This is a genomic window from Rhodocista pekingensis (genome assembly GCF_042665545.1).
GTDB lineage: Bacteria > Pseudomonadota > Alphaproteobacteria > Azospirillales > Azospirillaceae > Rhodocista > Rhodocista pekingensis.
This window is the reverse complement of sequence record NZ_JBHTCM010000028.1, coordinates 1-26436: the sequence shown is the minus strand read 5'-3', so window position 1 is coordinate 26436 and position 26436 is coordinate 1. Positions and strand designations below refer to the sequence as shown.

The window sequence follows — 26436 nt, the reverse complement described above, 5'->3', positions numbered from 1 at the left end:
TTGCGCTGAATCAGGCGCGTATTTTCCATAAGATATATTATCAGTCTATTGTCCGCGGTCGGGTGAGGTCAACCTTGATCGGAATCGTAGCCTGACAGCCGACGGCTTCGACCGGCCTTCACTCCAGCGTCCCCCACCTTGCGGAGACGGCCCGGTGGGCCGTCTCCGGTGGGAACCTGTCCGCCCGGACGTGGACAGGTCAGAAGGTGAAGCTGCCCTTGAGCCAGAAGCTCCGGCCGGGTTCGTTGACCCGGGTGGTCTGGACATAGCCGTCGCCGGCCAGGCTCGGCGTGCCGGCCCGGCTCAGGAACTCGGCATAGGTCCGGTCGAACAGGTTGTCGATGCCGGCGGTCAGGGTCACCCCGTCGGCCGGCCGCCAGCCGGCGGACAGGGAGACGACGGCGAAGCCGCCGGAGGGTCCGACATCGATACCGGCGATGTTGCCCCAGCCGATGTCCAGCCGGTCCTGCGAGGCGACCAGCCGGGTCAGCAGGCTGCCCAGGAACGTCCCGTCGTCATAGTCCAGGGCCAGCGTCGCCTCCAGCGGCGGCATCTGGGCCAGGGCCGTGTCCTCCGTGCGGTTCTCGCCGCGCACATAGGCCAGCGTCGCCGCGGCGCGCCAGTCGCCGGTGATGGCGTAGCCCAGTTCCGCCTCCCCTCCCCAGGTCCGGGCGTCGATGTTCTTGCCGGTGCTGGCGGACAGCAGGATGTAGTCGTCGATCCGGTTGGCGAACAGCGAGACGGAGGCCTGCCAGCGGCCGGCGCGGTAGAGGGCGCCGGTGTCGAGCTGCGTCGTCTTCTCCGGGGTGAGCGTGAACTGCCGGGTCCGTTCCCAGTAGTCGGGTGCCCGCTCGGTATGGCCGAGACCGGCATAGAGCGTCCAGGCCTCCCCGGCCGTCTGCTCGAGCCGGGCGAAGCCGGTGTGCAGCCAGTCGGTGTCCGTGGCCGCATCGGCGCGCCCGCGCTGCTCCGCCCGGGTCCGGTTGAGGCGATAGCCGGCCGTCAGACGGCGGTCGGCGTCGAACTGGTAGCCGGCCTCCACGAAGCCGCCCCAGGTCTCGAAGACCAGATCGGCCAGCCGCGGCTTGTCCCTGTAATCGACGCCCGCGGCGTACTCGGCGGCACTCAGGCTGCGGACCCTGTGCCGGTCATGGTTGCCGTCGATGCCGACCGAGACGGTCAGCCCCTCGGCCGGTTTCAGGTCCACCGCGGCGCGCCCGCCATACCCTTCCCGGTCCGGATTGCTGAGCGCGGCCATCATGCCGCCTGTCCAGCGGCGCAGGCTGAACCGGTCCATGACATGGTCGATGTAGTCATAGAAGGCGCTGGCCTCGACCCTGTCCACCAGGGGCGTCAGGCCGTCGCGGACGAAACGCAGGCGGTGGGAGGTGCGGTCGAACTCGGCACCGTCCATCATGCGGTCGGCATAGGCGGCCTCGGCCCGGCTGATCTCGCTGGAGGCCTCCAGCAGGGTGTCGGCGTCGGGCGTCCAGCCGGCGACCAGCGTGCCGCTGTAGCGGTTGTAGCGGGAATGGACGTCGTTGCCCTCCCCGTCCTCGTAATCGTCGCTGTGGGCGCGGGTCCCGATGGCGCGGAGATAGCCCTCCGGCGCCCCGGCGGTGACGTCCAGCATCTGGTCGTTGCGCCCGAAGCTGCCCCCCAGCAGGCTGGCGTCGCCCCTCACCCCGGGCTCCGTGAACCGGTCCGTCGTGCGCTCGATCAGGACGGCGGCGCCGGACAGGCCGCCGCCGTAGCGCACGGACTGCGGCCCCTTCAGCACCGTGATGCTGTCGAAGGACTCGGGAAAGACATAGGCGGTGGGCGGGTCCATCCGCATGTTGCAGCCGCCCAGCAGCGGCGCCCCGTCGATCAGCAGGCCTAGACGCGAGCCGGACTGGCCGCGGAAGACCGGGTCGCCCCCGGTGCCGCCCTTGCGGATCACCGAGAAGCCGGGGATGGACTTCAGATAGCCGGCCCCGTCGTTCGGGGGAACCGGCAGGCGGGGCTGCTTCGGGTCGGTCTCCACCCGGAGCGGGCCGGAGGTTCCGGGCGCAGTGACGACCACCGGGCGCAACACCAGGGTCGTCGCCTCTCCGGCCAGGGCGGCGGGAGCGGATGAGCACAACAGCAGGCACGCGGCGACGCGCGCCGACAGGGTATGGCGGGACATGATCGGGTCCGTTGTACGGGGGCATGACCCCGGGACCGCGCCGGACCGTCGGGCCCGGGCGGGGATCGGGGAATGACAAGACCTCAGGGGTCGGTCAGCCCGCCGGCGGCGCCCGCGCCTGCCAGGCGAAGGCCAGGGCGACCAGAGGCCCGATGCCGGGCCGTTCGTAGCCGCCCTGGATCTCCGGAAGCGACGGCAATCCGGGCGGCACCGCTACGGGCGGAACGGACAGTTCGGCGGCCAGCAGGCCCAGCGGGCAGTGGCGCTTGACGCTGCCGCCGCCCTCCGTCGCGTCGATGTCCAGCGGCAGGCCCGTGCGGGCATCGACCGCCACCAGGGCTGGCCCGTCCACCGTGCAGATGGGCGTCAGGATGCCGACGCTCATGGCGGGGGCGTAGTACGCCCACACGACCATGTTCAGCAGCAGGGCCAGGGCAGCCGAGAACGCGCTGCCCAGCGCCAGCCGGCGCAGCCCTCCTGACGGTCCCTGTCGGCGTCCGGTTCCTCCCATGGGCGGGAGTCTAGGAAGCGCCCGGAGCGGGAGCAACCGGCATCCGCGGGAGCGGACCGGTCCTATCCTGAAGGAGAGCCCGAGGCTCCGAACGGGCCACGCGAAACCTCCGGGGCTGTCGCAGGTTTCCCCTTCGCGGTTGGGATCGCGGGCCCCCGCGGTGGGGACCCGGCCACGCTCAAGGACGCCCGGCCTCTGCCAGGGCGGGAGGAAAGGCCATGTCCATCATCGTCTGGATCATCCTGGGCCTGATCGCCGGCTGGATCGCCAGTAGAATCATGCACGGCAGCGGCTCCGGCTTCGTGATGAACCTCGTGCTGGGAATCGTCGGCGCCTTCGTCGGCGGCATCGTGTTCCGGATGATCGGGGGCGCCGGCGTCACCGGCCTGAACATCTGGAGCATCCTGGTCGCCGTCGTGGGCGCCGTCCTCGTGCTCTGGGTCTACAACGCGGTCGCGGGCCGCCGCCGGGCGACGCCACGCCTCTGACCCGGCAGGCCCCGGACTGTGGCGGCGCGGGGAGGCGTCAGCGCAGGGCGTTGGCGATCAGGTAGGCCGCGAAATCGGCGGTCTTCAACTTGATGTCCGCCCGCTCATCCTCCCCGGCCATCGCGCGGGCGATAACGATGTGGTTGGTGACGTGCGTGGGGGGGACCTTGAACACCCCCACCGTTCCCTTCAGGCGGGGATAGTAGGCCGGATCGACCATCTTGTCCTTGCGGGAGAGGCGTTCGACCGCCTCCTCTTCCGTCAGGTCGCCTGCGTCCTGCTTCTTGACGATGGTCCAGTCCGTCTCCCCCGCCCAGCCGCGGGCGGCGAGCTCGGCCGGAACCTCGTCCGTGATGCCGACCTTGAAGACATGCTTGCTGAGGCCGACATCCGAGGCCCAGTCGCTGAGTTTCGCGCTGCGCGCCACGTAGATCACGCCCATGGCGGCTCCCTCCCCTCTCTCTTGAACGGTCTTCCGCAGATACCGCCGGCCGCGACCGCCCGCAAGAGGCCGAGGCGGGGCCGGGAACGCTGCTGCCGGATGGCGCGGATGCCGGTTCCGCGGGGCCGGCATGGGCAAAAAGCCGTTGGCAGCAGACGGGCGTATGAATAATAACCTCAAAGACGGTGTGATTTACGCCGGTGCCGCCAAGGCTTCCGGCGTCGGAACAAGGGGTTGTGCGGGCGGTGGTCCGGATATGAACGACAAGAAGTATGTGCGGGCCTGCTCCATCACCCGTGCGCTGGACGTCATCGGCGACCATGCGGCCCTGCTGATCCTTGAGTGCGCCTTTCTCGGCGTCCGCAAGTTCGACGCCTTCCAGCGTCGGACCGGCCTGCTCCGGCCGCTGCTCAGCAACCGCCTGAAGCAGCTCGTCGAAAGCGGGCTGCTGACGAAGGTGGCCTATTGCGAGCGGCCGCTGCGCTATGAATACCGGCTGACGGAGAAGGGCCGCGGGCTCTACCCCGCCGCGCTCATGATGGTGCGCTGGGAGCGCCGCTGGGCGCCGCTGCCGCGGCGGACGGAGCTGCGCCTCGTCCATGCGCTGTGCGGCTGCGAGGTCGATCCGGTGCCCGTCTGCACCGCCTGCGACGTGGAGATCGACGCCCGCGAGGTCGAATGGCGGGAGGGACCGGGCGTGGGGCTCGTGCTGCCACACTACGACCGCCGCCGCCGCCAGACCCGGATGCCGGAAGGCGACGCGGCCCTGCTGCTGGACACCGTGCTGCGCGTCGTCGGCGACCGCTGGTCGTCGCTGATCCTGCGCTCGGGGTTCATGGGCCTGACCCGCTATGACGAGATCCGGGAAGAGACGCAGATCGCCACCAACATCCTGGCGGACCGTCTGCGCTGGCTTTGCGCCCATGGCTTCCTGGTGAAGCGGACCTACCAGGAAAGCCCCAGCCGACACGAATACCGGCTGACGGAGAAGGCGCGCGACCTCTATCCGGTTCTCACGATGCTGTTGCAGTGGGGCGACCGCTGGTATGCCTCCCCCGAGGGGCCGCCGATCCTGCTGACGCACCGCCGCTGCGGTGCGCCGTTGGAGCCGGCCGTCGTCTGCTCCGTCTGCAAGGAGCCGCTGCATATCGACCAGGTGCGGTTCGAGATGCTGAACGAGACCGCCCCCCTTCCGGGAACGGCGCAGGCCGCCGCCTTCTGACGGAACGGCGGCCGGCCTCTTTCCGGTCCCCGCGGCCGGTCAGGCGACGCGGGAGCGCAGTCCGGCGACGAAGCTCTCGATCTCCTGTTCCAGCGAGCCGGCGTGACGGACCAGCAGGTCCGCCGCCTGCTCCACCCGCTCCGCCCCGTCCAGGGTGCGGCCGGCACGGCTGGCGACCTCCGACATGCGGTCCTGCACCTCGCCGGTGCCCCGGGCCGCCTGCTCGGTGTTCAGGCTGACCTCGCGGATCGCCGCGGTCTGCTGCTCCACCGCCGTGGCAATGGCGGTGGAACTGCCCTGGACGGCCTGGATGATCCGGCCGATCCGGTCGATGGCGGCGACGGCCGCACCCACCTCGTCCTGCAACGCCTTGATCTGGGCTGCGATCTCGCCGGTGGCGCGGCCCGACTGGGTGGCAAGGTTCTTGACCTCGCCGGCGACGACCGCGAAGCCCTTGCCCGCCTCCCCGGCCCGGGACGCCTCGATCGTGGCATTCAGCGCCAGCAGGTTCGTCTGGGCCGCGATGGCGCCGATCAGGGTGACGACCTCCCCGATCTTGTCGGCGGAGGCCGACAGGGCGGTGATGGCGCCGACGGTGCGCTCCGTCTCCTCGGCCGCTTCGGTGACGACGGTGCGGGAGTTGGCGATCTGGCGGCCGATCTCGTCGGCCGAAGCGCTCAGCTCGGTCGCGGCGGCGGCCACCGTCTGCACGTTGCTGCCCGTCCGGGCCGAGGCGGTCGCCGCGGCCGCGCTCTCCTCGCTGGTGCCGCGCGCCTCCTGCTCCATGCCGGCGGCCGTCTGGTGCAGCACGCCGATCGCCTCGACCATGGCGCCCATCACCCGCTTGACCCGCGTCTCGACCTGGGAGGACAGATCCGTCAGTTCCTGCCGGCGCTCGGCATCGGCCCGAGCCCGCTCGGCCTGGCGCTCCTGCCGCAGCCGTTCCGTCTCGATCAGGTTCCCGCGGAAGATGGCGGCGGTACGGGCGATGTCCCCGACCTCGTCGCGCCGGTCCTGGTACGGGATATCGGTGGTCGTATCGTTCCGGGCCAGGGAGTCCAACGCCTGCTTCAGCCGCAGCAGTGGCCGGGTCAGGTTGCGTGCGACCAGGGTGGACAGGATCAGCATGACCGCGAGGCTGACCAGGGTCGCCTGGATCACCGAAACCTTCACAGCACTCAGAAGCTGGAAGAAGTCGCTCTGTTTCTCCCCCACGAACAGGATGCCGACGACACTGCCATCGGCGCCGCGGATCGGATCGTAGGCGACGAAATAGGGCTCGCCCAGGATATCGGCGGTGCCGTGGTAGCGCTCGCCGCGGACCAGGACGGCGTCATACACCGGCCCCTTCGCCAGGGAGGTACCGACCGCCCGGCTGCCATCGGTCTTCTTCACGTTCGTGGCGACGCGCAGATCGCCCTGGAAGATCGTGGCGACGCCGCCGACCAGGGACTGGACCTCATCCACAACATCATGGTTCCCGTTCAGGCGGATGTCTCCTGCATAGAAGGCACCGTCCCGCACGGCGAAATCCTGGCCGGCATCCCGGAGGGTCTCCCAGGCGACCCTGAGCTTCATCTCCTGGTCTCTGACGGCCCGCTGTCTCTGGTTCTCCGTCATCACGTTCAACGCGGTCACGGTGAGCACGATGGCCAGAAGCGTCATCGACGTGACGACCAGCAGCACGATCCGCCCCGTGATCCTGACCGCCGGCAGCCTGCCAGACCCTGTGGCAGCGGATGCGGAGGTTGTTGACTTCATAGGTATGTCTCTTCCTACGACACGTATGCCTGCTTCCTGGGGGCAGACGATAATCCCATGATCATCCAAAGGATGAATCAAAAAAGCATTAACCTTGTCGGAGAGGAGGGCATCCGGCTCCGCCCGTTCCGATCGGCGCGGATTGTCGTCCCCACCTGTGGTTCCCGCCCCCGTCCCCGGCACGGTTCCGGACCGGTCCGTCTATCGCTTCCCGTCCACGGGGCCCGCACCTGGGCCATGACAGCCGTCACGGGCGCCGGGCCGCGGCCACACAACTTTCAACGGAGGTCGGGACGAAGACCTTCATGAACCGGTCACGCTTCGGTGTTAATGTAGAAAACCGCTTCCCCATGATGGTTAATCAGCGATGCCGGCCATGCCCCTTCCGAGCGTCTCCGGTTCTCCTGGGTTGAACTGGGATCAGGCGGTGGAGGGCATCTGGCACGGGTTCCAGCCCATCGCTCACATGCGCACCGGCCGCTGCCATGGCTACGAGGCCCTGGTGCGCGGTTGGGACGCGCTCGGTTTCGACAGTCCCCAGTCCTTCTTCAACGCCGCGCATGCCGACGGCGCGCTGACCGGGGTGGAGACTCGGTTGATGGACAAGGCCGCGGCCACCTTCAAGCGGCTGGTCGGGACCGCGGCGGCGAAGCTGTTCCTGAACGTCGATCCGCGGCTGGAGGGGGCCGTGCCGCTGGTCACGGCGATCGGGCAGCGCTACGGCGTGCCCATCGTGCATGAGATCTCCGAACTGGACACCACGGCCGTGGGGGAGCGGCTGGAGGCGGCGGTCGAGCAGTACCGGCGGCGCGACATCGGCATCGCCCTGGATGATTTCGGGGTCGGCTTCGGCGGCATGAAGCTGCTCTACGAGGCGCAGCCGGCCTATGTGAAGATCGACCGCTTCTTCATCGCCGGCATCGACCGCGACCTGCGCAAGCGCGCCATCGTGCGCGCGCTCGTCAGCTACGCCCAGACCCAGGGCGTGAAGACCATCGCGGAAGGGGTGGAGACGGCGGCGGAGTTCTATGTCTGCCGCGATGCCGGGTGCGACTTCGCCCAGGGCTTCCTGCTCGGCCGGCCGCAGACCTATTCGGACACCCTGCCCTTCCTGAACGACACCGTGCTCCAGCTCAACCAGCAGGACCGGCGGGCGCCCGCCATGGCGCGGCAGCGCCTGTCGGAACTGCTGGAGCGCATTCCCCCCATCAACATCAACGCGCCCCGGTCCCTGCTGCTGGAGCTGTTCGCCCACCCTTCCACCCCGTCGACCCTGCCGGTGGTGGGCAAGAACGGGGCGCCGCGCGGCCTGATCCGCGAGCGCGACCTGAAGCCCTTCATCTATTCCCGTTACGGCACGGACCTGCTGCGCAACAAGGTGGCCGGCAGCCGGCTGGACGAGTTCGTCGTGCCCTGCGCCGTCTGCGACATCGGCACGCCGATCGACCGCGTCATCGAAGCCTTCTCCGAGGACAGCGACGCCGACGGCGTCATCATCGTCGAGGGGGGCGAGTATGCGGGCTTCCTCTCCAGCCGCTCGCTCCTGAAGCTGGTGAACGAGCGCCGGCTGGCGGCGGCGGCGGACCAGAATCCCCTCACCCGCCTGCCGGGCAACAATGCCATCAGCGAGGTGATCGAAGGCGCGCTCGCCGATCTGGCCCGGCCGCACTGCCTCGCCTACATCGATTTCGACAACTTCAAGCCGTTCAACGACCATTTCGGATTCCGCCAGGGCGACCGGGCGATCCTGATGTTCAGCGACCGGCTGAAGGTGCTGGCGTCCCGGCATGGCGGCTTCGCCGGCCATATCGGCGGCGACGATTTCGTGCTGGTCCTGACGGGGGTGGAGGAAGCCGCGGCACTGGCGGACGTGGAGACGCTGCTGTCGGTGTTCCGCCTGGACGCGGAGAGCCTCTACCCCATGGATCTGCGCCACCAGGGCTGGTTCGAGGGCAAGGACCGCGACGGCCATGCGCGCCGCTTCCCCCTGCTGACCGCCAGTGCCGTCGTGCTGTTCCTGGCGCCCGGCCGGAACGAGGGCATGAGCGTGGACCATATCGTCCGGCTGGTGGCCAGCCACAAGTCGGCCGCCAAGTCGCACCCGTCCCGCATCGTCTGCGCCCGGGTCTGATCCGGCTGCCCTGATCCGCCTGGACGGCGGCGACGCGATTGCCGCTTGACCCAGCGCCCGGGTCTGCGACCCTCGCTCCCCGGAATTGCCGGAAAAACGGGGTAGCGCATGCGGCGGAGCAACGGTGTCATCGCGGTCGGGGTCCTGGGGGCGGCACTGCTGGTTGCGGCAGCACCGCCGGCGCGGGCGGAGACGCTGACGGTGGACCGGCTGGTGGCGAGCCCGTCCCTGTCGGGTCCGCAGCCGGGAGCGGTGCATTTCTCGCCCGACGGGCGCTGGGTCAGCTACCTGAAGCCCAGCGCCGCCGATGCCTCCCGCCGTGACCTCTGGGGCTACGAGCTGGCGACCGGGCGGCAGACCCTGCTGGTCGATGCCGGGGAGTTCGCCGCCGCCGCGGAGTCGGAGGAGGAGCGTGCCCGGCGCGAGCGCCAGCGCATCCGCGAGACGGGCGTCACCGAATATGCCTGGGACGAGGCCGGCAAGGCGATCGTGCTGCCCAAGTCGGGCGACATCTACCTGAAGGAACTGGCGGGACCGATCCGCCGGCTGACCCGGACTCCGGAAGCGGAAACGGACCCGAAGGTCTCCCCCGACGGACGCCGCATCGCCTATGTCCGGGGCGGGAACCTGTACGTCCTTGATCTGGCCGGCGGAGCCGAGACGGCCCTGACGACGGACGGGGCGGACGGCATCCTGAACGGCATGGCGGAGTTCGTCGCGCAGGAGGAGATGGACCGCGACACCGGCTACTGGTGGTCGCCGGACGGCAGCCGCATCGCCTATGCCAAGGTGGACGAGCGCGCCGTGCCCCTGGTCAACCGCTATGACTACGGGGCCGACGGGGTGAAGGTGGTGCCGCAGCGCTATCCCTTCGCCGGCGGTCCGAACGCGGTCGTCCGGCTGTATGTCCAGGCCCTGGCCGGCGGACCGCCGGTCGCCGTCGATCTCGGCCCGTCCGACGACATCTATCTGGCGCGGGTGAACTGGCGGCCCGACGGCGGTCTGGCCGTGCAACGGCTGAGCCGGGACCACAAGCGCCTGGACCTGCTGTTCGCGGACCCGGCGACGGGCGCCTCCCGGGTGGTGCTGTCCGACACCGGGAAGACCTGGGTGGACCTCCATTCCGACCTGCGGTTCCTGCCCGACGGGCGCTTCGTCTGGTCCTCTGCCGCGGACGGCTTCCGCCACCTCTTCCTGCACGGGGCCGACGGGCGCCGGCTGAAGGCCATCACCCGCGGCGACTGGGATGCCGACGCGGTGGTCGGCCTGGATGCGGAGGTCGGGACCGTCCTCTTCACCGGCTTCGCCGACGGTCCGCTGGAGCGGCATGTCTATGCCGCAGCGCTGGACGGGTCGGAAGCCGCGAAGCCCCGCCGGCTCAGCGGGCTCGCGGGCTGGCACGCGGCGGAACTGGCGAAGACCGGCGGGGCGTGGCTGGACACGGCGTCGGCCCCGGACCAGCCGCCGCAGCTCTCCCTGCGCGACCGCCAGGGCCGGCTGATCGGCTGGCTGGAGGAGAACAGGATCGCCGAAGGGCACCCCTACCAGCCCTATGCCGATGCCCACATCGCCCCGACCTTCGGAACCCTGCCGGCGGCCGACGGCTCCCGGCTCTCCTGGATGATGCTGAAGCCCCCGTCGGCGACGCCGCAGACTCCGGCGCCGGCCATCGTCGTCACCTATGGCGGGCCGGGTGTGCCCCAGCTCGCGGCCCGGCGCTGGAGCGGCACGGCCCTGCTGATGCAGGTCATGGCCCAGCAGGGCTATGTGGTCTTCGTCCTGGACAACCGGGGCACGGCCAACCGTGGCAAGGCGTTCGAGGATCAGATCTACAAGGCGTTCGGCACGGTGGAACCGGCCGATCAGGCAGCCGGCGCCGCCTATCTCCGCTCCCTGCCCTTCGTGCGCGGCGACCGCATCGGCATCTACGGCCACAGCTATGGCGGCTACAACACGCTGATGGCCCTGTTGCAGAAGCCGGAGATGTTCGCCGCAGGCGTCGCCGGCGCGCCCGTGACCGACTGGACGCTCTACGACACCTTCTACACCGAGCGGTTCATGGGCCTGCCGTCGGAGGACGGCGGCGCCGCCTATGCCCGCGCCAGCGTGCTGGAACAGGCCGACCGGCTGGAGCGGCCGCTCCTTCTGCTGCACGGCATGGCCGACGACAACGTCTTCCTGGACAACACCGTGCGGCTGGCCGCCCGGCTCCAGAAGGCGCGGAAGCCGTTCGAGATGATGCTCTATCCCGGGGAGCGCCACGGCTTCTTCGACCCCGACATGCGCGCCCATTCCTACAGGACGATGCTCGACTTCTTCGACCGCCACCTGAAGGGCGGCTGAGCCCGGGACGCGGGCGGTGGCGGCCCTACTCCGCCGCCACCGTGGCGCTGCCAGGGACGGATTGACCCAGGTCATTGCGGGCTGGGGGTCGGATCAGCACGGATCGCACCATGATCGACTGTGATATCGCCGTGATCGGCGCCGGGCCCGCGGGGCTCGCCTTCGCCCGCGGGTTGGCCGGCAGCGGCCTCTCCGTCACCCTGGTCGAGCGCAGCCCCGAGGCGGCGCTCGCCGAGCCCGCATTCGACGGGCGCGAGATCGCGCTGACCCACCGGTCCGTGCGGACCTTGCAGGCGCTGGGCGCCTGGGACCGCATCCCGGCGGCGGAGACGGCACCGTTGCGCGAGGCGCTGGTGCTGGACGGGAACGCGCCGGTCGTCCTGACCTTCACGCCGGAGACGCGCGGTGCGCCGCTGGGCACCCTGGTGCCGAACCATCTGATCCGGCGCGCCCTCTGGGAGAGCGTGCAGGCGGCCGGCTGTGCGCAGGTGCTGTCCGGCGTGGCGGTCGCCACGGTTACCGCCGGGGAGGACGGGGCCGGCCTGACGCTGGCCGACGGGCGGACGGTCACGGCGCGGCTGGTGGTCGCCGCCGACACCCGCTTCTCCGAGGCCCGGCGCCAGCTCGGCATCGCGGCCACGATGCAGGATTTCGGCCGCTCCATGCTGGTGGCGCGGGTGGCGCACGAGAAGCCCCATGGCGGCATCGCCACCGAATGGTTCGGACACGGCCAGACCATCGCCATGCTGCCGCTGAACGGCGATGTCTCCTCCCTCGTCCTCACCCTGCCGTCCGCCCGGATCGAGGCGCTGATGAAGGCGGACGAGGCTGCCTTCAACGCCGAGGTCACGCAGCGGACGGAACGGCGCTGGGGGGCGCTGCGTCTGGTCGGTTCGCGGCATGCCTATCCACTCGTCGCCACCTATGCCGACCGCTTCGTGGCCCCGCGCTTCGCCCTGGTGGGCGACGCGGCGGTGGGGATGCACCCGGTCACGGCGCACGGCTTCAATTTCGGCCTGTCCGGCGCGCAGCGCCTGGGCATGGAGATCCGGGCCGGTCTGGCGCGCGGCCGCGATGCCGCCGATCCCGGCGGGCTGCGGCGCTACGAGGTGGCGCACCGGGCGGCGACCTGGCCGCTTTTCACCGCCACCAACGCCATCGCCTCCCTCTATACGGACGACAGCGTGCCCGCCCGCCTGCTGCGCGGTGCGGTGATGCGGCTGGGCTCGGCCCTGGCCCCGGCGCGGCGGCTGGTGACGGCGCAGCTCATGCAGGCCACCACGCCCTGAGGCAACCGCGGCCCGGACCCGCCTGACGGGTCCCCGCGCGCCGTCGGCACACGCCCGTCTCCAATCCCCTCAGCCGCATCTGCGCCGGCCCCGGTCCTTGGCCCGGGCCGGGACGGGCGTGCCCGCAGCCTCCTGGGACCAACGGTCGCGGGCAGGGGAATTGCGAATTCGCAATGCAAATGCGAATCGGTATTACTTACAACGCGCTCCAGCCACGTCCCCTCGCCGCGCACCCGGCGACGAGGGTTGCGGCCAGCCGTGCCCCCGACCCGAGGAACAGGACCCATGCGCCGTCCCCCCGCCCGTCCGACCGGCTTCGCGCCGGTCCGTCTCTCCCTTGTCCTGACCCTCGGCAGCACCTGGCCGGCCATCGCCCTCGCCGCTGAGACGGCGATCGACCTCCCGCCGGTCTATGTGACCACGGCGACGCGCACGGAACACGACATCACCACCGCCCCGGCCCCGGTCCAGCTGATCGACTCCGCGGAGATCCAGGCGGCCGGCGCCACCACCCTGCGCAACATCCTGGACCTGACCCCGGGCGTCCATGTCAGCCCCACCGGCACCACCTTGCAGATCCGCGGCCTCGGCGGGTCGGACACGCTCTATCTGATCGACGGGCGCCGCGTCGAAGGCGAGTTCAGCAACTCCTTCGAGCTGGAGCGCATCGCCGCCTCCATGATCGACCGCATCGAGATCGTGCGCGGCCCCGCCAGCATGCTCTACGGCGCCGACGCCCTCGGCGGCGTGGTCAACATCATCACCAAGCAGCCGACGTCGGGGCTGGAGGGCAGCGTCGATCTCCAGTACGGCGCGAACAACCACGGCGACGGCGAGCGCAGCCTGCTCTCGGCGGATCTCCGCGGCGGCAGCGAGGCGCTCCGCTTCAGCCTCTACGCCAACCGCATGAGCCGCGACCCCTATGCGGAGCGCGAGACGGCGCGGGTGACCGTGCCGCAGTCCGGAACCCAGATCGCGCCGTCCGCCCATCCCAACGCCCGGATCAGGAAGGGGCTGAAGGACAGCTACGACGTGGATGTCGAATACCGCGACAAGGCCGACGTGGACACGATCGGCGGCGCGGTCGAACTGCTTCCGACCCCCGAGCTGAAGCTCAGGCTCGACCTCAACGCCATGCAGGAGGACCGCGAGGGCACCTACATCAGCAGCCGCTACGCGACGACCGTTCTGGCGTCCGGCCGTCCGATCCAGGCCGCGAACATCCCCGCCCGCCAGTATGACGATAATGAGCGGCTGGACACGGCCCTGGGGCTGGACTGGTCACCCTTCAGGACGCTCGACCTGCGCTACCGGCTCCAGTACAGCCGCTATGAGAAGGACCGGGTGGCCTACGCCATCCCCTTTGCCGATCTCGGCTATGCGACCCGGGAGGCTTCGGCCAGCGCCGTCAATCGCTCGACGATGGAGCAGTGGGTCAACGAGCTGACCGGCGTCTGGCGCCCGGCCGAGGGCCACTCCCTGGTCGGCGGCCTGGAGCACCGCGAGAACGACGTGGACTCGACCGCGTACAACGCCGACGGCCGCCGCTTCGATTCCGCCTTCCTCCAGCACGAATGGCAGATCCTGCCGGATCTGAGCGCCGTCTACGGCGTGCGCTATGATGACGATTCTGTCGGCGGCTCGAACGTGTCGGTCCAGGCCGGCGGGGTCTGGACCCTGTCACCCCTGCTGCGGCTGCGGGCGAATTTCGCCCAGGGCTACAAGGCGCCGGACGGCCGCGACCTCTACGTCAACCAGGTGAACCCCCAGGGCGTCCCCATGCTGGGCGCCGAAGTCATTGATCCCGGCCAGGGCAAGACCAGCGCGCACACTGTGGATCCCGAAACCAGCGATACCATCGAACTGGGCCTCGCCGGCGGGACCAGGGTCTGGGACTACGGCCTCACGGTCTTCCACACCGACGTCACCGACCGCATCGAGATGGTGCGCGAGGGCAGCGGGCTGCTGACCTACAACACCTTCCGCAACATCGGCAAAGTCCGCATCCGGGGCATCGAGGCGGAGGGGTCGGTCGGCCTCACGGCGGAGTTGCGCGCCCGCGCTTCCGTGACCCTGCTCGATGCCGAGAACCGCAGCGGCGGGGAGCCCCTTCTCACCACCCCGGAGACCCTGGCGACGGCCTCGCTCGACTATGCGCCCGGCCCGGGCTGGCTGCTGCGGGCCATCGTCCGCCACACCGGGGAGCAGGACTATTCCGGCCGGGCGGGCGTGGAGAAGGCCGACGACTACACCCTGGTGCATCTGAAGGCGAGCTATGCGCCCCCCGCCCTGGAGGGGATCGAGGTCTATGGCGGCATCGACAACCTGTTCGACGGGAAGGTCGATCCCGGCCTGGGGTCTGACCCCGGACCTTACGCCTATCTCGGCGTGCGCTATCACTTCTGACCCGCAGCCGCACCGGAACCGATCCATGTCCGACATGTCCCGCCCGGGTTTCCTGTTGCCGCTCGCCCGGCACGGAAGCCTCCTCGCCCCGGCCCTGGTGCTGCTCGGGATGCTGGTCCTCCCGGCCGGCGCCCGGGGACAGGGGGACACGCGCACGGCGGTAGTCCTGCCCCCCGACGACCGCGAGCATCTGCTGGAGGAGATGCGCGGCTTCCTCGTCTACACGACGGAGACGCTGGAGGCCGCGCTCGACAACGACATGGCCCGGGTGCAGCGGCTTGAGGAACAGATGCGCCCGCCGCTGGCGCGGGCGCGACAGCTCGCCTCCGACGATCCCCTGCCGACGCCGGCGATGGCGGGCCGGGGACCGGCGGTGGGCGGCGGTCCAGGTGTCGGTCCGGGCGGGGGACAGCCCACCCGTTTCGAGCGCATGCGGCGCAACCTGCCGCAGACGTTCCGCCTTCTGATGCTACAGATGCGGGAGGACATGGCCGAGATCGGTCGTGACGCGGTATCCCGCAACGACCCGGCGCACACGCTGCGCCAGCTTCACAAGGTGCAGACCGTCTGCATCGCCTGCCACGATGCCTACCGCCTGGAGCCGGGCGTCCCCGACGCCCGGCGGTGAGCCCGCTCCACCGGACACCGGCCCCGTCAAAAAGTGACGTCGGCCCCGTTTCCTGCCGGACAGCGGTCGGATCCCGGGCGTCAGGTCCGCTTTTCGGCAGCGCGGGCGATGATCCAGTCGCGGATCATGTCGAGCACACCCGGGGCGTAGGCGTGACGGCCTTCCAGCAGGAAACGCAGGGTGGTGGACCAGGGCCAGTCGCTGACCAGTTGCGCGTTGTACGGTCCGGCCTTGAGCAGGCCATGCGTCGCCCCGGGCACGATCACGATCCGGGTCGCGGGCTGGTTTCCGGCAACGGTTTCGCGGTATGTCACGGCATCAGCGGCGGCATCGACGTTCAGGTCCTCCGCACCCCACAGCGCCAGCAGCGGCACGTCAAGCCTGCGCAGATCGTCCGTCGCATCGGCGGTCCGGTTGCGCCGGATGAAGCCCCAGCGATCCAGCCCCATCCCGTCGGGAAGAGTGGCGGGGTCGGCGGCCGCAGGGCCGAAGAGGCGGTCGTCGTCGGCCGCAGAACGCGCGAGCCTGCGGTCGATCCCGGCAGCATCCTCACCGGAAAGCCGGAGCCGCGTCCGTGTGAAATAGACCCCCTGACGTTGCCATGACACGGCCGGGCCGATCAGGACCAGGAAATCCGCATCGCCAGACGACAGCCGGGGCAGCACCCATCCTGCCTGCGAAAAGCCGAGGGCCCCTACCGCCAGCCCCTCCAGCCGACGCCGGAGAGCGCCGAGGGCCGCCTGCACTTCGACCGCCCGGTCGGCCATCGACTGGTCGAGCCAGTTTCCAAGGGAATCGCCGACGCCCGGCTTGTCCCACGCGGCGACGGCGATGCCTGCATCCAGCAGGGCGTTGATCAACGGAGCATATCCTCCGGCCGAGGTCCGGTCCTGCGGACCGTCCCCATGGACCAGGATAACGGCCGCGCGCGGCGGAGCATCAGGAAGCCACACCTGCCCCGCAAGGCTGGCGCCGTTCGCCGTGAACACGAAGGTCTCGGTCGTGTGCCGGTCGAGATCCTGATCCTCAAGGCGCCAGACCAGAAGGAACGCGAGCACCCCGACAAGGGCGATCACACACGTCAGGGCAAGTCGCCGCCGGCTGATCATTTCCAGTCCTCTTCCTCGGCCGGTGCCAATGGAACAAGCCTAAGTCCCGCTTCTCCCGATGACCGGGCACAGGTGCCGCCGCACCTACCGGCGGGCATCCCATTCCTTCCGCAGGATCGCGTACTGCATCGTGTTCTCGAAGACCGGGCTCCCGTTCTCGTCGTTCCGGAACGAGATGAACTCCTTGAACAGCCCCTCCTGCCGCATTCCCAGCCTCTCGCAGAGGCGTCGGGACGGGATGTTGTGGTCCTCGACATAGGCATAGAGACGGCGGGCCCCGACGGTCGTGAACAGGTGAGCGAACAGGGCACGCGCGGCTTCCGTGGCGTATCCGGCTCCGCCGAACGCCGGATTGAAGTTCCAGCCGACCGAGACGGTATCCTCCTCGGTGAAGGTGAACAGATCGCCGATGAGCGTGCCCGGCCCTTTCAGGCAGACGGCGATGGACTCGTCGCTTCCGCTCCGCTTCTCCGCCTCGGCCTCCGCCGCCCGCAGGTCGTCGAGCTTCAGGGACAGGAAGCAGCTTGCCGTAGGCGCGCGCAGATAGGCGAACAGATCGGCGGCATCGTCCTTCCGGAAATTCCGCAGGACAAGCCGGTCGGTCTCAATGGCGTGCATTCGTCTTCCCGGTGATTTTATTGCGAAACACGGTGCAGAAGGTCCTGTAGGTCGATATCCATTTCTGTACCGATCCCGCTCTGCCGACCCCGACAAGCGCACTGCGTTCTGAACACTCCCCGAAGCACCGTCTCCGGGCCGGGCACTGATAGCAGATGAGACGGGCCGTATCGAGCGCATGGACGATGATCCGGCGACGGGCGTTCACTCAGCCCAGAAATCCGCCCGCCACCATTCGGCGTAACGGAGGGGGCCTACAGGTCTCCTGATGCGATCGTGGGCTGAAGGAGAAGCCGGACCAGTGGATTTGGGAAACGTCGTGACATGGTGACGGCGTGGAACGTCTCCACGATGCCCGGCAGTTGATCGCCTTCCACCAGCACGCCTGCCGCGATCTCGTCCTTGACGACAATCGGCGGAAGAACGGCCAGCCCGATATCCTCGCGGGCGAGAAGCCGCATCATCGCCATATCCTCGACTTCCGCCACGATCTGCGGCCGGACACCCAGGCGGTCCGCCAGCGCGTCGAAGCCGATGCGCACGCTGCTGTCCCCCCTCGGCAGGATGATGGGATGGCTTCGCAGTCGCTCCGCGACGCTTGCGGCATGCCCCAACCGATCCGGTGTCCCCACCAGGCTGACCGGACGCTCCGCAAGACGGTGCGTGACGAGAGGGGTCAGAGCATCACCTGGCGGTGCCTGATTCAGCAAGACCACGTCAAGCTTGAGTGCCTCCAGCGCCCGCAACAGTTCGCCCGCGCTGCCCGATCGAAGAATGAGGTCGATGTCCGTCCGGCCAAGGACCGGACGGAGGAATTCCAACTGGAAGTTCCGTGACAGGGTGGCGAGCGAACCAACACGCAGGGCCTGCCGGGCGGCTCCTGTCTGGCGAAGCGTACCCAGCATCTCATCGCCCGTGGCGAAGATGGCGTCGGCATGATCGAGGACGATCTGCCCTGCCTCGGTCAGATGGAGCTGTCGCCCCCGGCGTTCGAACAGTGCATGACCGAGCCGCTCCTCAAGTTTACGGATCTGCACCGACAGGGCTGACTGTGTGAGATTCAACCGTTCTGCGGTGCGGGTGAGATTGCCGTCATGCGCAACCGCCCAGAAGTAGCGCAGGTGGTTGTAGTTCAGGGTCGCCATGATCGTTCTATAATAACGAACGATTTATCGCTGACAATGAATTTTAGTCAGGCTCTGTCGATCGATATGCAAGGCATCCCGACCGCCATTGATGCAGGGGTTTGCCTTGTCGCTTTATCTGCTCCCACTCTCCGCACCGTTCCTGCTGCTCGCCGCCGCCGCCCTGGGATTCGTGCGGAACGGCCGACGCCCGGCCCTGGTGCCGGTCGTCGCGGAAGGTGCTGCGTCCGGCGCGCTGCTGATCGCGTTGGCATCGGTTGTGCTGCTGATCCTGCGCGGCGCCGGCGACAGCGGACTGATCGGCCGGGACGGCATCGGCCTGTCGGCTCGGCTCGATGCGGTCAGCGCGACGATGCTCCTGCTTGTCGCGTTCGTCGGCTGGATCGTCGTGCGGTACGCCCGCACCTATCTCGATGGCGAGGCACGACAGGGCAGGTTCATCGGTTGGCTCTGCGCTGCGCTCGCGGCAGTCCTCCTGCTCGTCCAGTCCGGCAATCTCGTTCAGCTGGTCGCGGCATGGATCGCCACCAGTGTCGCGCTGGATCGCCTGCTGCTGTTCTATCCTGAGCGCGTGGCGGCGCAGCGGGCTGCGCGCAAGAAGCGCCTGTTCTCGACGGTCGGTGCTCTCGCCCTGGTGGGCGCCGCCGTCCTCATCTGCATGAGCTTCGGTACGACCGACATCGCCACGATCAACGCGCTTGCCCGGGCCAGCGCCCCCTCCTGGCCCGCAACCGCCGCCGCCGCCTTGCTCGCGCTCGCCGCGGTCCTGAAATCGGCGCAGTTCCCGACCCATGGCTGGCTCACCGAAGTGATGGAGGCACCGACGCCGGTCTCGGCCCTGCTTCATGCCGGCGTGATCAATGCCGGCGGCTTCCTGCTGATCCGTTTCGCCGACGTGATGCTTCTGGCTCCCGGCGTACTCGCCGTGCTGGCCATGGTCGGCGGGTTCACAGCGTTGTTCGGTGCGCTCGTGATGTTGACGCAGCCTGCGGTCAAGACCTCGCTCGCCTGGTCGACGGTCGCGCAAATGGGGTTCATGATCCTGCAGTGCGGTCTTGCGCTGTTCCCGCTGGCGCTGCTCCACATCGTCGCCCACTCGCTTTACAAGGCGCATGCGTTCCTGGCCTCCGGCGGGGCTGTCGAGCAGGTGGCGGCCATACGCCGCCCCGGACCGGTGGCCGTTGCCGACGGGTCTGCCGTAGGCCGCGCCTTCCTGATCGCGCTCGTGATCTATGCCGGGATCGGTGCGGCGTTCGGGATCGCCTTCGGTTCTGAGCATAAGTCACCCCAGGCGCTCGCGCTCGGCGCCATCCTGATCTTCGGGGTCGCCTATCTGCTGGCCCAGGGGCTCGCGGACGCCGCGCCGCGGCCACTGACGCGCAAGACTGCGATCTACGCCAGCGCCGCCGCGGTCGGGTATTTCGCGCTCCAGACCGCTGCCGAATGGCTGACGGCGGGGCTCCTGCCGACGACGCCGGCACCCGGCCGTCTGGAATGGACCCTGATGGCACTCGCGGTCCTGAGCTTCGGGCTGGTCGCCGTGGCCCAGGCGCTGCTTCCGCTCTGGGCATCGCACCCCGCCGCTGCGGGACTGCGCGTCCATCTCTCCAATGGCCTTTACGCCAACGCCACGATCGACCGCATCCTCGGTGGCTGGTCCGCCCCGAAGGCGTCGTGATCCCATGAGACCAAGGACAACACCGATGCTGATGACGACGACCAAACCGCCGCTGCTGTCTGCTGATGCGATCATCGCGGCGGCTGATCGGGCAGCGCGCTCCATTCCCCCGCTTTGGCCGCTCGCCTCGAGCGTCGCGGTCAATCCCTTCCTGGGCCAGACGGGCGAGCCGCTCGCAACTGCGGCGGCCCGTCTGCGGCGCGCCGCCGGCATCGCACTGACCATGCCGCGGTCCTGGTATGCTGAACGGTTGCGTTCAGGCGACATCGCCGACGAAGATCTGCACGCCGCTTTCATCGCAGCTCCCGCAGGGCTCCGGCCGAAGACGGCAGCGGCCCTGAAGCAGGCGGCGCAGACCGAACGCACCGCACCGCATGCCATCCCGACGGTCGCCGATCTGGCACGCGAGGTCGCCTCGATCGACTGGCCCGGAATCGTCACCGACCGCATCGGTCACTGGGCGTCCGGGTATTTTGACCAGGGCCAGGCGCTCTGGGCCACCGCGCCGGCGCAGCGCGCCTATGCCTCCTGGCGGATCGTCGCGGCCCATGACCTGACGCCGGAAATCGCCGGCCTTGCGGGGTTCGCGCAGAGCGTGGCGGACGCTCCGACGGATGCCGGGGACGCACTGGTCGCAGGGGTTTCCCGGCTTGGGCTCTCCGGTGCTGCGCTGGAGAGCTATTTCCATCGGCTGCTGATGACTCTCGGCGGCTGGGCTCAGGTCGCGCGCTATCGGCTCTGGCAAGCGGAGTTGCGCGGCGGAACCGATGGGTCCGTGATCGACCTGCTTGCCATCCGCTTGACCTGGGAGGCGGCTCTGCTGCGCCAGTACGGGTCCGCGCTCGAGCCACAGTGGCAGGCTGCCATCGCTGCCCACGGGGAGCCGGTCGCCGCGACTCCCGAGGATGTCGTCGACGCCCTTCTCCAGGAGGCTGCTGAACGCGCGGCACAGCGGCGCCTCCACTCCCTTCTTTCAGAAACGCCTTCTGCTCTGGCCGCTCCGGGGCGCCCCAGGCTTCAGATGGCGTTCTGCATCGACGTCCGCTCGGAAGTGTTCCGTCGGGCGCTGGAAAGCCTCGATCCCGGCATCCGGACGCTGGGATTCGCCGGGTTCTTCGGGGTGGGCATCGGCCATCGCCGCTTCGCCTCGGATGTCGTCGAGGCGCGCCTGCCGGTGCTGCTGAGCCCGGGTGTGCTGACGTGTTCGGGAGAGCCGACGCCGTCGACGGAACAGGCCGATCTGGCCGGGCGGGTCAGGGCGCGCGCGAAGCGGGCCTGGGGCCGCTTCAAGCTGGCCGCCATTTCCTCGTTCGCCTTCGTCGAGGCCACCGGCCCGATCTATGTCGCCAAACTCTTGCGCGACGGGCTGGCGCTGACGCGGCACAGCGCGCCAGACGATCCAGCGCCACGGGTGGCCACCACGCTCGACCTCGATACAAGGCTGACCATGGCCGCGAACGTGCTCAAGGCCATGTCGCTCACCGAAGGCTTCGCAAGGCTTGTCCTGCTTGCCGGTCACGGCGCCAGCGTGGTGAACAACCCGCATGCCAGCGCACTGCATTGCGGTGCGTGCGGTGGCTACTCGGGCGAGGTGAACGCGCGGCTGCTCGCCTCGCTGCTCAACGACCGGGACGTCCGCGCCGGTCTGGCCCGGCGCGGCATCGCTGTTCCCGAGGATACCCTGTTCCTCGGCGCGTTGCACGACACGACAACCGACGACGTCACGGTCTATGCCGCCGATCATCCCTCGGCAGCCCATGCCGAAGATCTGGACCGGGCGAAGCGCTGGCTGGCATCAGCCGGCGTCATGACGCGGGGGGAACGGGCGCTGCGCCTGCCGCGTGCAGTGCGCAGCCAGGATATCCCGCAACGCGCACGGGACTGGGCAGAGCTTCGTCCCGAATGGGCACTGGCCGGCTGCCAGGCCTTTGTCGCGGCCCCGCGTTCGCGCACGGTCGGGCGCAATCTCGCGGGCCGCTCCTTTCTCCACGACTATGACTGGCGGCGGGACGAAGGCTTCGGCGTGCTTGAGCTGATCCTGACCGCGCCCGTCGTCGTCGCCAGCTGGATCAGCCTGCAATATTACGGTTCCACCGTCGCGCCTGACGTCTTCGGCGCAGGCAACAAGCTGCTCCACAACGTCACCGGCGGCATCGGGGTGGTCGAGGGCAACGGCGGCCTCCTGCGGGCCGGACTGCCGTGGCAATCGGTTCATGACGGCGAACGGCTGACGCATGAACCGCTTCGGCTTTCCGTGCTGATCGAGGCTCCGCGCGAGGCGATCGCCGACATACTGGACCGTCACCACGATGTCCGCGCACTGTTCGACAATCGCTGGCTGCACCTTTTCGCCCTGGACGACGAAGGCCGCATGGCGTGGCGCTATGTCGGCGGCCTGTGCTGGGAGACCTGCATCAGCGATGCGGACTTGAAGCGTGAACCGCTGCGGGTGCTCGCGTGAGAGGCCGGTCAGCCTGTCCTGCTCCGCACGGGCCGGAAATGATCTACACCAGGACCATGATCGTATTCCGGCCAGAATTCAGAAAAAAATAAGTAATTTCTTTCAGAAGATGCCCACTCAAGGAAAAATCCGTGACTGAAGACGGCAACAGCGACGACCGTCTTCAGTCACGCTATTTACATCATACTCCACCGGGAGAGACAAACCCGGACGATTACTCGCGCATCATTTCCACTCGATTGTCTGAATCCCCCATAAGTGTTTGAAAACTCGATGGTAAGTACCCGGTCTGACGGTCATTCTCCGACTGTGAGGCCGTCAAAATGCTACGCTTTTGATTTCATTGAGAAAACTGCCAGAAAAAATATTTTCGCGGTTCCGGTATCTATCGGTGTCAATCGCCCCTCTGACCCGCTTTTTCCCTGCCCAGCGTAACTCCGGAGACCGCACGAAAGTACCGTCAGTTCTCCATAGCAGGACTCAGTCTTCGGATCGAGTAGCCCGGGAACGGTAAAGGTGGCCAGTGCACGTCCGACGCCCCTAAACATAGAACTTGAATGGCTGTCGCTCTGCTCCCGTAGCGCTGCCCATAGTGAGCACTTCGCCGACCTTGTCCGCGAAACGAATGGTGACCGGCAACCCGTCGCTGAAGTTGCAGGCGTTGTAATTGATTTTCGTGAGACCCAGTATGTCTGCCAGCACCGTCTCGATAGAGGGATAGTCACCGCTCGCGCGGAGCACGGTCACGAACAACGGATTCGGCGTCTCGGGACCGATATAGGTATCGATACGTGGCGCATAACCTGTGGTCCACAGATAAGCGTCTTTGTCTCCGAGCTGGATCGCAGTGCCGCGCAGGCACGGATAATCGCCGTCGCGGAAGAGCTTGGTCTCGCCATGAGTCGATTGGATACGCACGCCTACGATATTGGTGCCGTCGGGCGCGGCTTTGCTAAAGGCCTCCCATTCCGCGTCGTTGAACTTGGTTCGGCCGTGAATGAACAGCTCTTTCGGATAAGTTCCGAAGCGTTGCTTGTAGGTATCCAGAACCGTCTTGATCAGGTTTTCGGCCGCCAGATCGCTGAGGTGAAACTCTCTGTTTTCAGTCTGCCACGGCCCGTTCGCCCCGCGAAAGACGACCCCGTCTCCTTCGCTCAGGAACATCTGCGCCGCACAGCAGGCGTGATTGTCAGCGTGATTGGGAAGGAGCTTAAACACCAAGCCGACGTAGCAGACGCCTGGCCGCATACGGGCGATCTTCCACGGGGGTTCCGCCTGCGTTTTGTAGAACAGGCCTGTGGCCAGATTCCACGCGACGGTGGCGGAATCCTGAGTGCCACGTTTCGGATATCCTGCCTTGTTCACAAACTCTTCCGGCGCAAGTGTTGTCTCGCGAATAAGCTGAGATGTCATGCCCAGCTTCAAAAGCTTCGCTTTGACCTGTCGGTGGAAGTCGGGAATGTCATCAAACACTGCTTCAAGCGTGTCATCAATAACACCGGCCAGTAGCGGAAGGTCGACGCGCCCTTTCTGGCGCCGGGACAATTCCCCCTTGAGAAGCTCGACCTTACGGCGCTGACCCGCAACTGGGCGGCAGGTCTCGAAGACGATTTCCGGCACAACGAAGATCCAAACGTCTGCCGTCCGCTCCTCATTTTTCGCGTGGCGTTCAATAGGGTCGATGAACAGCTTAGTTGTGGTGGCGACCGCCTCGTGATGGTTCTCGATCGCAATCGCAGCACGGATATCCGCAGGATCAATCTCGCATTTGATCATGGCGCCGGGATTGGCGCGGATGCCGAAGGCTTCCTCGAGACCTGGAAAATCAGAAAGATGAAGCCGGAACTCTTTGTCGCGCTGCCCCCGAGGCGGAATTGCGACGGGATTGCTGATTGCATCGAGCCAGCGGCAAAGTAGTTCTAGGCCATGCTTTGTACCTACCGCACCTATCGTAATCTGCGGGCGATCAGGCTTTGACGCGGGCCCGTAAAGGGTAAGGCCGTCCTTCGGATGATCCGAAGCCTGCCCGTGCCCAAATCCCAGCGGTGGTTCCGGAATGTAGAGAACCGGAACGGATTTCTCGGAAAATTCGATCAAGCGTCCTCCTCCTCGAAGTGGCCGCCTAGCGTTGTGGGATCGGCTTCTTCCGCATCCTCGCCCAGTCTGTTGGTCTGGCGCGCGGTCACAGGCGCTGTGAACTGGATCGGCATCGCATCGAGAGTGATGCTGCCGCCCGAGCCGACGGCAAGGTCGACATACGGACTGTCACCAGCCAACAGCTCCATGAAGGCCATCACACGCCCATGCCAAGCCTTGTTCCGCCAAGCTGAACAGATCGAACGCCGAAGGCGAAACTGGGCTTTGGGGTCTGGAATAGCGATCGGCTTGTTGTGCTCGCCGATGTCTGAAAACAGCACACGGCCCTTGAGCCGCATATGGGGATAAGGAAAGAGGCTGGGAATGACACTCACACCGTATTCCCAGATCTTCTTGCGGGCGACACCACGTAGCATTGAGTTGCGGCTCTGACCCTGGCGCCCCCATGAAACGCGCTTCTTGAGACCTAATCTGCTCTCGCCAACATGGAAGGACACTCCGCTCGAGAACGAATGAGCAAGAAGCCCTTGGCGGGCGCAATGCTTCTCCCATGCCTGGCGCAAAAGATTCATCATGATCGACCGGGCATCGCGACTGTCGACCCCCAAGTCCGATGACCCGCTCTCGAGAAAATCGATAACATCGAAGTCACGCTCGGCACGAAACGGCCCAACCTGCTCAAAATGTTCCGTCAGATCCATTGGGCTGGCGAAGGTCAGGAAGCCGTCGCCGAACTCGGCCATGGGGTATTCGAAGGACGCGCCAAGCTTGCGCAACAGCGCCTCATTGGCACGATTACTCGGCACCAGGTGATTGAGCGTGTCCGGCATCCTTAATATCCGGAGCCAATTGGACGTCAGGACCTCAGGAACCGCCTCGATCTCGACCGCACGCCGCCGCAAATGCGCGTACCATTCAGGCTGAATGATGCCGCCGGCAGCCTTCGGCACCTGCTGCCTTTCGAGCGATTTGAGCAAGCTTGCCAGTCCCTTCGACCAGCCGCCCTCGAAATCGACATACTGCAGGCCTCCAATGCCGAAGAGCTTTTGGAAGGTACGAATCTTCAGCGGAATGATGAAGTTGGGATCCTGGAGTTGTTTCGTCAGGTCTTCCGCGATGGCAATCTCCTCGCGAACACCCCTTCTGGCGAGCGTCTCGTCGCTACAGCACAACAGCATTTTGATCGCCCGAGTCTGAAGCGCGGCGGTAAGCTTGCCGCGCCATTCGTCCCCGGCATCGAGATCGAAGATGTCTGCAAAGACCTTGTAGCCGGCGGCTTCGAGCCGCGGCGCGAGCCACAACACGAACTGGTCATCACCAGGCGTCGCCTTGGAAATGAAAATCAGGTCGCGTTCAACAGGCCCGCCCCCGCTCATCTACTCGACCGCCTTGTCGATGAACCCGAGCGTATTGGCGTTTTCCACCAACGTCCGCACCTTTGCCCGGTCGAGTCCCGATGGAACTTCGGCGTCGATCTCTAGCTTCAGCTTCACCGAACTCCCCGGGATCGTCGTGAGCTGCTCGACGATCGCTTCGACAATCTGATGGATTTCGCGCGCTGGTCGTTCTGAAGAGATCATCACGCTGCCGGTGAAGCGAGTTGGCTTCCTCTCGGGAGGCGGAGGCTGGGGCGTACCGCCGTCTGGCTGCGCCCCTGTATCCGGCGACGTCTCGCCTGGGCCTTGCGCACCCCCGCCATTACCAGGCTGCACCGGAGCCGGTCGATGGGCCTCGGCCACAGCTGGCTTAACAATGACACTGTCGCTGTCGATCACGACTGCCGCGTTCGCGGCGCGCTCGATGGCAAGGCCCAGATAGATGTCCGACTTCTCGTCCCATCGTTCGGCATAGGCGAAGGGCCCCGGGATCATCCCGCTAGAGCGGTTTCCGGGCGACAGGAGTCGTTAGGGATTCCCATGGGCCTGATTTTGTGATTC

The 26436-nt window shown here is 67.5% G+C and carries 19 protein-coding genes; 9 read left to right on the top strand and 10 right to left on the bottom strand.

The window, feature by feature from the left end; genetic code table 11:
- Positions 1 to 199 precede the first annotated feature (199 nt).
- Together ACFQPS_RS18650 and ACFQPS_RS18645 are read right to left on the bottom strand one after the other, a co-directional pair.
- Positions 200 to 2170: a TonB-dependent copper receptor gene (locus tag ACFQPS_RS18650; RefSeq protein WP_377360732.1), complete on the bottom strand. Its 1971-nt coding sequence runs from the start codon at positions 2168 to 2170 to the stop codon at positions 200 to 202.
- A 94-nt stretch (positions 2171 to 2264) separates the two neighbouring features.
- Positions 2265 to 2681, bottom strand: a complete 417-nt coding sequence (locus ACFQPS_RS18645; RefSeq protein ID WP_377360731.1) for a hypothetical protein — start codon at positions 2679 to 2681, stop codon at positions 2265 to 2267.
- A gap of 218 nt (positions 2682 to 2899) precedes the next feature.
- On the opposite strand from ACFQPS_RS18645, the gene ACFQPS_RS18640 reads away from it, so the two are divergent.
- Entirely contained in the window at positions 2900 to 3169 is a 270-nt protein-coding gene (locus ACFQPS_RS18640) for a GlsB/YeaQ/YmgE family stress response membrane protein (protein WP_377360730.1), read from the top strand.
- A 37-nt stretch (positions 3170 to 3206) separates the two neighbouring features.
- Here the strand turns inward: ACFQPS_RS18640 and ACFQPS_RS18635 are convergent, their stop codons facing one another.
- Complete coding sequence (locus ACFQPS_RS18635) at positions 3207 to 3611, bottom strand: hypothetical protein (protein ID WP_377360729.1); 405 nt, start codon at positions 3609 to 3611, stop codon at positions 3207 to 3209.
- A 256-nt stretch (positions 3612 to 3867) separates the two neighbouring features.
- On the opposite strand from ACFQPS_RS18635, the gene ACFQPS_RS18630 reads away from it, so the two are divergent.
- The gene (locus ACFQPS_RS18630) at positions 3868 to 4833 is read left to right on the top strand and encodes a winged helix-turn-helix transcriptional regulator (RefSeq protein WP_377360728.1); all 966 of its coding nucleotides are present in this window, start codon (positions 3868 to 3870) and stop codon (positions 4831 to 4833) included.
- A gap of 39 nt (positions 4834 to 4872) precedes the next feature.
- Here the strand turns inward: ACFQPS_RS18630 and ACFQPS_RS18625 are convergent, their stop codons facing one another.
- The gene (locus ACFQPS_RS18625) at positions 4873 to 6519 is read right to left on the bottom strand and encodes a methyl-accepting chemotaxis protein (protein WP_377360727.1); all 1647 of its coding nucleotides are present in this window, start codon (positions 6517 to 6519) and stop codon (positions 4873 to 4875) included.
- A 451-nt stretch (positions 6520 to 6970) separates the two neighbouring features.
- Between ACFQPS_RS18625 and ACFQPS_RS18620 the strand changes: the two genes are divergently transcribed.
- From ACFQPS_RS18620 to ACFQPS_RS18600, 5 genes are all read left to right on the top strand, one after another.
- Positions 6971 to 8725, top strand: a complete 1755-nt coding sequence (locus ACFQPS_RS18620; protein ID WP_377360726.1) for a GGDEF domain-containing protein — start codon at positions 6971 to 6973, stop codon at positions 8723 to 8725.
- A gap of 108 nt (positions 8726 to 8833) precedes the next feature.
- Positions 8834 to 11068 (top strand): S9 family peptidase, encoded by a 2235-nt coding sequence (locus tag ACFQPS_RS18615; protein ID WP_377360725.1) that lies wholly within the window; start codon positions 8834 to 8836, stop codon positions 11066 to 11068.
- Between the two features lie 110 nt (positions 11069 to 11178).
- On the top strand, positions 11179 to 12357 hold the full coding sequence (ubiM, locus tag ACFQPS_RS18610; RefSeq protein WP_377360724.1) for a 5-demethoxyubiquinol-8 5-hydroxylase UbiM: 1179 nt from the start codon (positions 11179 to 11181) through the stop codon (positions 12355 to 12357).
- A gap of 285 nt (positions 12358 to 12642) precedes the next feature.
- Positions 12643 to 14763 carry a TonB-dependent receptor plug domain-containing protein gene (locus tag ACFQPS_RS18605; RefSeq protein ID WP_377360723.1) on the top strand — a complete coding sequence of 707 codons (2121 nt, stop codon included), beginning with the start codon at positions 12643 to 12645 and terminating at the stop codon, positions 14761 to 14763.
- A gap of 25 nt (positions 14764 to 14788) precedes the next feature.
- Positions 14789 to 15391 carry a hypothetical protein gene (locus ACFQPS_RS18600; protein WP_377360722.1) on the top strand — a complete coding sequence of 201 codons (603 nt, stop codon included), beginning with the start codon at positions 14789 to 14791 and terminating at the stop codon, positions 15389 to 15391.
- Between the two features lie 80 nt (positions 15392 to 15471).
- Here the strand turns inward: ACFQPS_RS18600 and ACFQPS_RS18595 are convergent, their stop codons facing one another.
- The 3 genes from ACFQPS_RS18595 to ACFQPS_RS18585 form a co-directional block, all read right to left on the bottom strand.
- Positions 15472 to 16500, bottom strand: a complete 1029-nt coding sequence (locus ACFQPS_RS18595) for an alpha/beta hydrolase (protein WP_377360721.1) — start codon at positions 16498 to 16500, stop codon at positions 15472 to 15474.
- A gap of 84 nt (positions 16501 to 16584) precedes the next feature.
- Positions 16585 to 17118, bottom strand: coding sequence for a GNAT family N-acetyltransferase (locus tag ACFQPS_RS18590; RefSeq protein ID WP_377360720.1), 534 nt, complete (start codon positions 17116 to 17118; stop codon positions 16585 to 16587).
- Positions 17119 to 17372: 254 nt separating this feature from the next.
- Positions 17373 to 18263: a LysR family transcriptional regulator gene (locus ACFQPS_RS18585; RefSeq protein ID WP_377360719.1), complete on the bottom strand. Its 891-nt coding sequence runs from the start codon at positions 18261 to 18263 to the stop codon at positions 17373 to 17375.
- Positions 18264 to 18354: 91 nt separating this feature from the next.
- On the opposite strand from ACFQPS_RS18585, the gene ACFQPS_RS18580 reads away from it, so the two are divergent.
- Positions 18355 to 19941, top strand: a complete 1587-nt coding sequence (locus ACFQPS_RS18580) for a proton-conducting transporter transmembrane domain-containing protein (RefSeq protein WP_377360718.1) — start codon at positions 18355 to 18357, stop codon at positions 19939 to 19941.
- A 25-nt stretch (positions 19942 to 19966) separates the two neighbouring features.
- Positions 19967 to 22402: a YbcC family protein gene (locus ACFQPS_RS18575; protein ID WP_417715223.1), complete on the top strand. Its 2436-nt coding sequence runs from the start codon at positions 19967 to 19969 to the stop codon at positions 22400 to 22402.
- A gap of 540 nt (positions 22403 to 22942) precedes the next feature.
- Here the strand turns inward: ACFQPS_RS18575 and ACFQPS_RS18570 are convergent.
- The 3 genes from ACFQPS_RS18570 to ACFQPS_RS18560 are packed head-to-tail and all read right to left on the bottom strand — an operon-like array spanning position 22943 to position 26370.
- A complete protein-coding gene (locus ACFQPS_RS18570) occupies positions 22943 to 24499 on the bottom strand; it encodes an argonaute/piwi family protein (RefSeq protein WP_377360717.1) in 1557 nt (518 codons plus the stop codon).
- On the bottom strand, positions 24496 to 25875 hold the full coding sequence (locus ACFQPS_RS18565; protein ID WP_377360716.1) for a toll/interleukin-1 receptor domain-containing protein: 1380 nt from the start codon (positions 25873 to 25875) through the stop codon (positions 24496 to 24498). The genes ACFQPS_RS18570 and ACFQPS_RS18565 overlap by 4 nt, the downstream gene beginning before the upstream one ends.
- Entirely contained in the window at positions 25876 to 26370 is a 495-nt protein-coding gene (locus ACFQPS_RS18560; RefSeq protein WP_377360715.1) for a hypothetical protein, read from the bottom strand.
- Positions 26371 to 26436: the final 66 nt, after the last annotated feature.

What these genes read in the sequence shown, in the direction of transcription:
- ACFQPS_RS18650 (WP_377360732.1), bottom strand. Translation starts at nt 2,170, where the DNA reads ATGTCCCGCCATACCCTGTCGGCGCGCGTCGCCGCGTGCCTGCTGTTG.
- ACFQPS_RS18645 (WP_377360731.1), bottom strand. Translation starts at nt 2,681, where the DNA reads ATGGGAGGAACCGGACGCCGACAGGGACCGTCAGGAGGGCTGCGCCGG.
- ACFQPS_RS18640 (WP_377360730.1), top strand. Translation starts at nt 2,900, where the DNA reads ATGTCCATCATCGTCTGGATCATCCTGGGCCTGATCGCCGGCTGGATC.
- ACFQPS_RS18635 (WP_377360729.1), bottom strand. Translation starts at nt 3,611, where the DNA reads ATGGGCGTGATCTACGTGGCGCGCAGCGCGAAACTCAGCGACTGGGCC.
- ACFQPS_RS18630 (WP_377360728.1), top strand. Translation starts at nt 3,868, where the DNA reads ATGAACGACAAGAAGTATGTGCGGGCCTGCTCCATCACCCGTGCGCTG.
- ACFQPS_RS18620 (WP_377360726.1), top strand. Translation starts at nt 6,971, where the DNA reads ATGCCCCTTCCGAGCGTCTCCGGTTCTCCTGGGTTGAACTGGGATCAG.
- ACFQPS_RS18615 (WP_377360725.1), top strand. Translation starts at nt 8,834, where the DNA reads ATGCGGCGGAGCAACGGTGTCATCGCGGTCGGGGTCCTGGGGGCGGCA.
- ubiM (WP_377360724.1), top strand. Translation starts at nt 11,179, where the DNA reads ATGATCGACTGTGATATCGCCGTGATCGGCGCCGGGCCCGCGGGGCTC.
- ACFQPS_RS18605 (WP_377360723.1), top strand. Translation starts at nt 12,643, where the DNA reads ATGCGCCGTCCCCCCGCCCGTCCGACCGGCTTCGCGCCGGTCCGTCTC.
- ACFQPS_RS18600 (WP_377360722.1), top strand. Translation starts at nt 14,789, where the DNA reads ATGTCCGACATGTCCCGCCCGGGTTTCCTGTTGCCGCTCGCCCGGCAC.
- ACFQPS_RS18595 (WP_377360721.1), bottom strand. Translation starts at nt 16,500, where the DNA reads ATGATCAGCCGGCGGCGACTTGCCCTGACGTGTGTGATCGCCCTTGTC.
- ACFQPS_RS18590 (WP_377360720.1), bottom strand. Translation starts at nt 17,118, where the DNA reads ATGCACGCCATTGAGACCGACCGGCTTGTCCTGCGGAATTTCCGGAAG.
- ACFQPS_RS18585 (WP_377360719.1), bottom strand. Translation starts at nt 18,263, where the DNA reads ATGGCGACCCTGAACTACAACCACCTGCGCTACTTCTGGGCGGTTGCG.
- ACFQPS_RS18580 (WP_377360718.1), top strand. Translation starts at nt 18,355, where the DNA reads ATGCAGGGGTTTGCCTTGTCGCTTTATCTGCTCCCACTCTCCGCACCG.
- ACFQPS_RS18575 (WP_417715223.1), top strand. Translation starts at nt 19,967, where the DNA reads ATGCTGATGACGACGACCAAACCGCCGCTGCTGTCTGCTGATGCGATC.
- ACFQPS_RS18565 (WP_377360716.1), bottom strand. Translation starts at nt 25,875, where the DNA reads ATGAGCGGGGGCGGGCCTGTTGAACGCGACCTGATTTTCATTTCCAAG.
- ACFQPS_RS18560 (WP_377360715.1), bottom strand. Translation starts at nt 26,370, where the DNA reads ATGATCCCGGGGCCCTTCGCCTATGCCGAACGATGGGACGAGAAGTCG.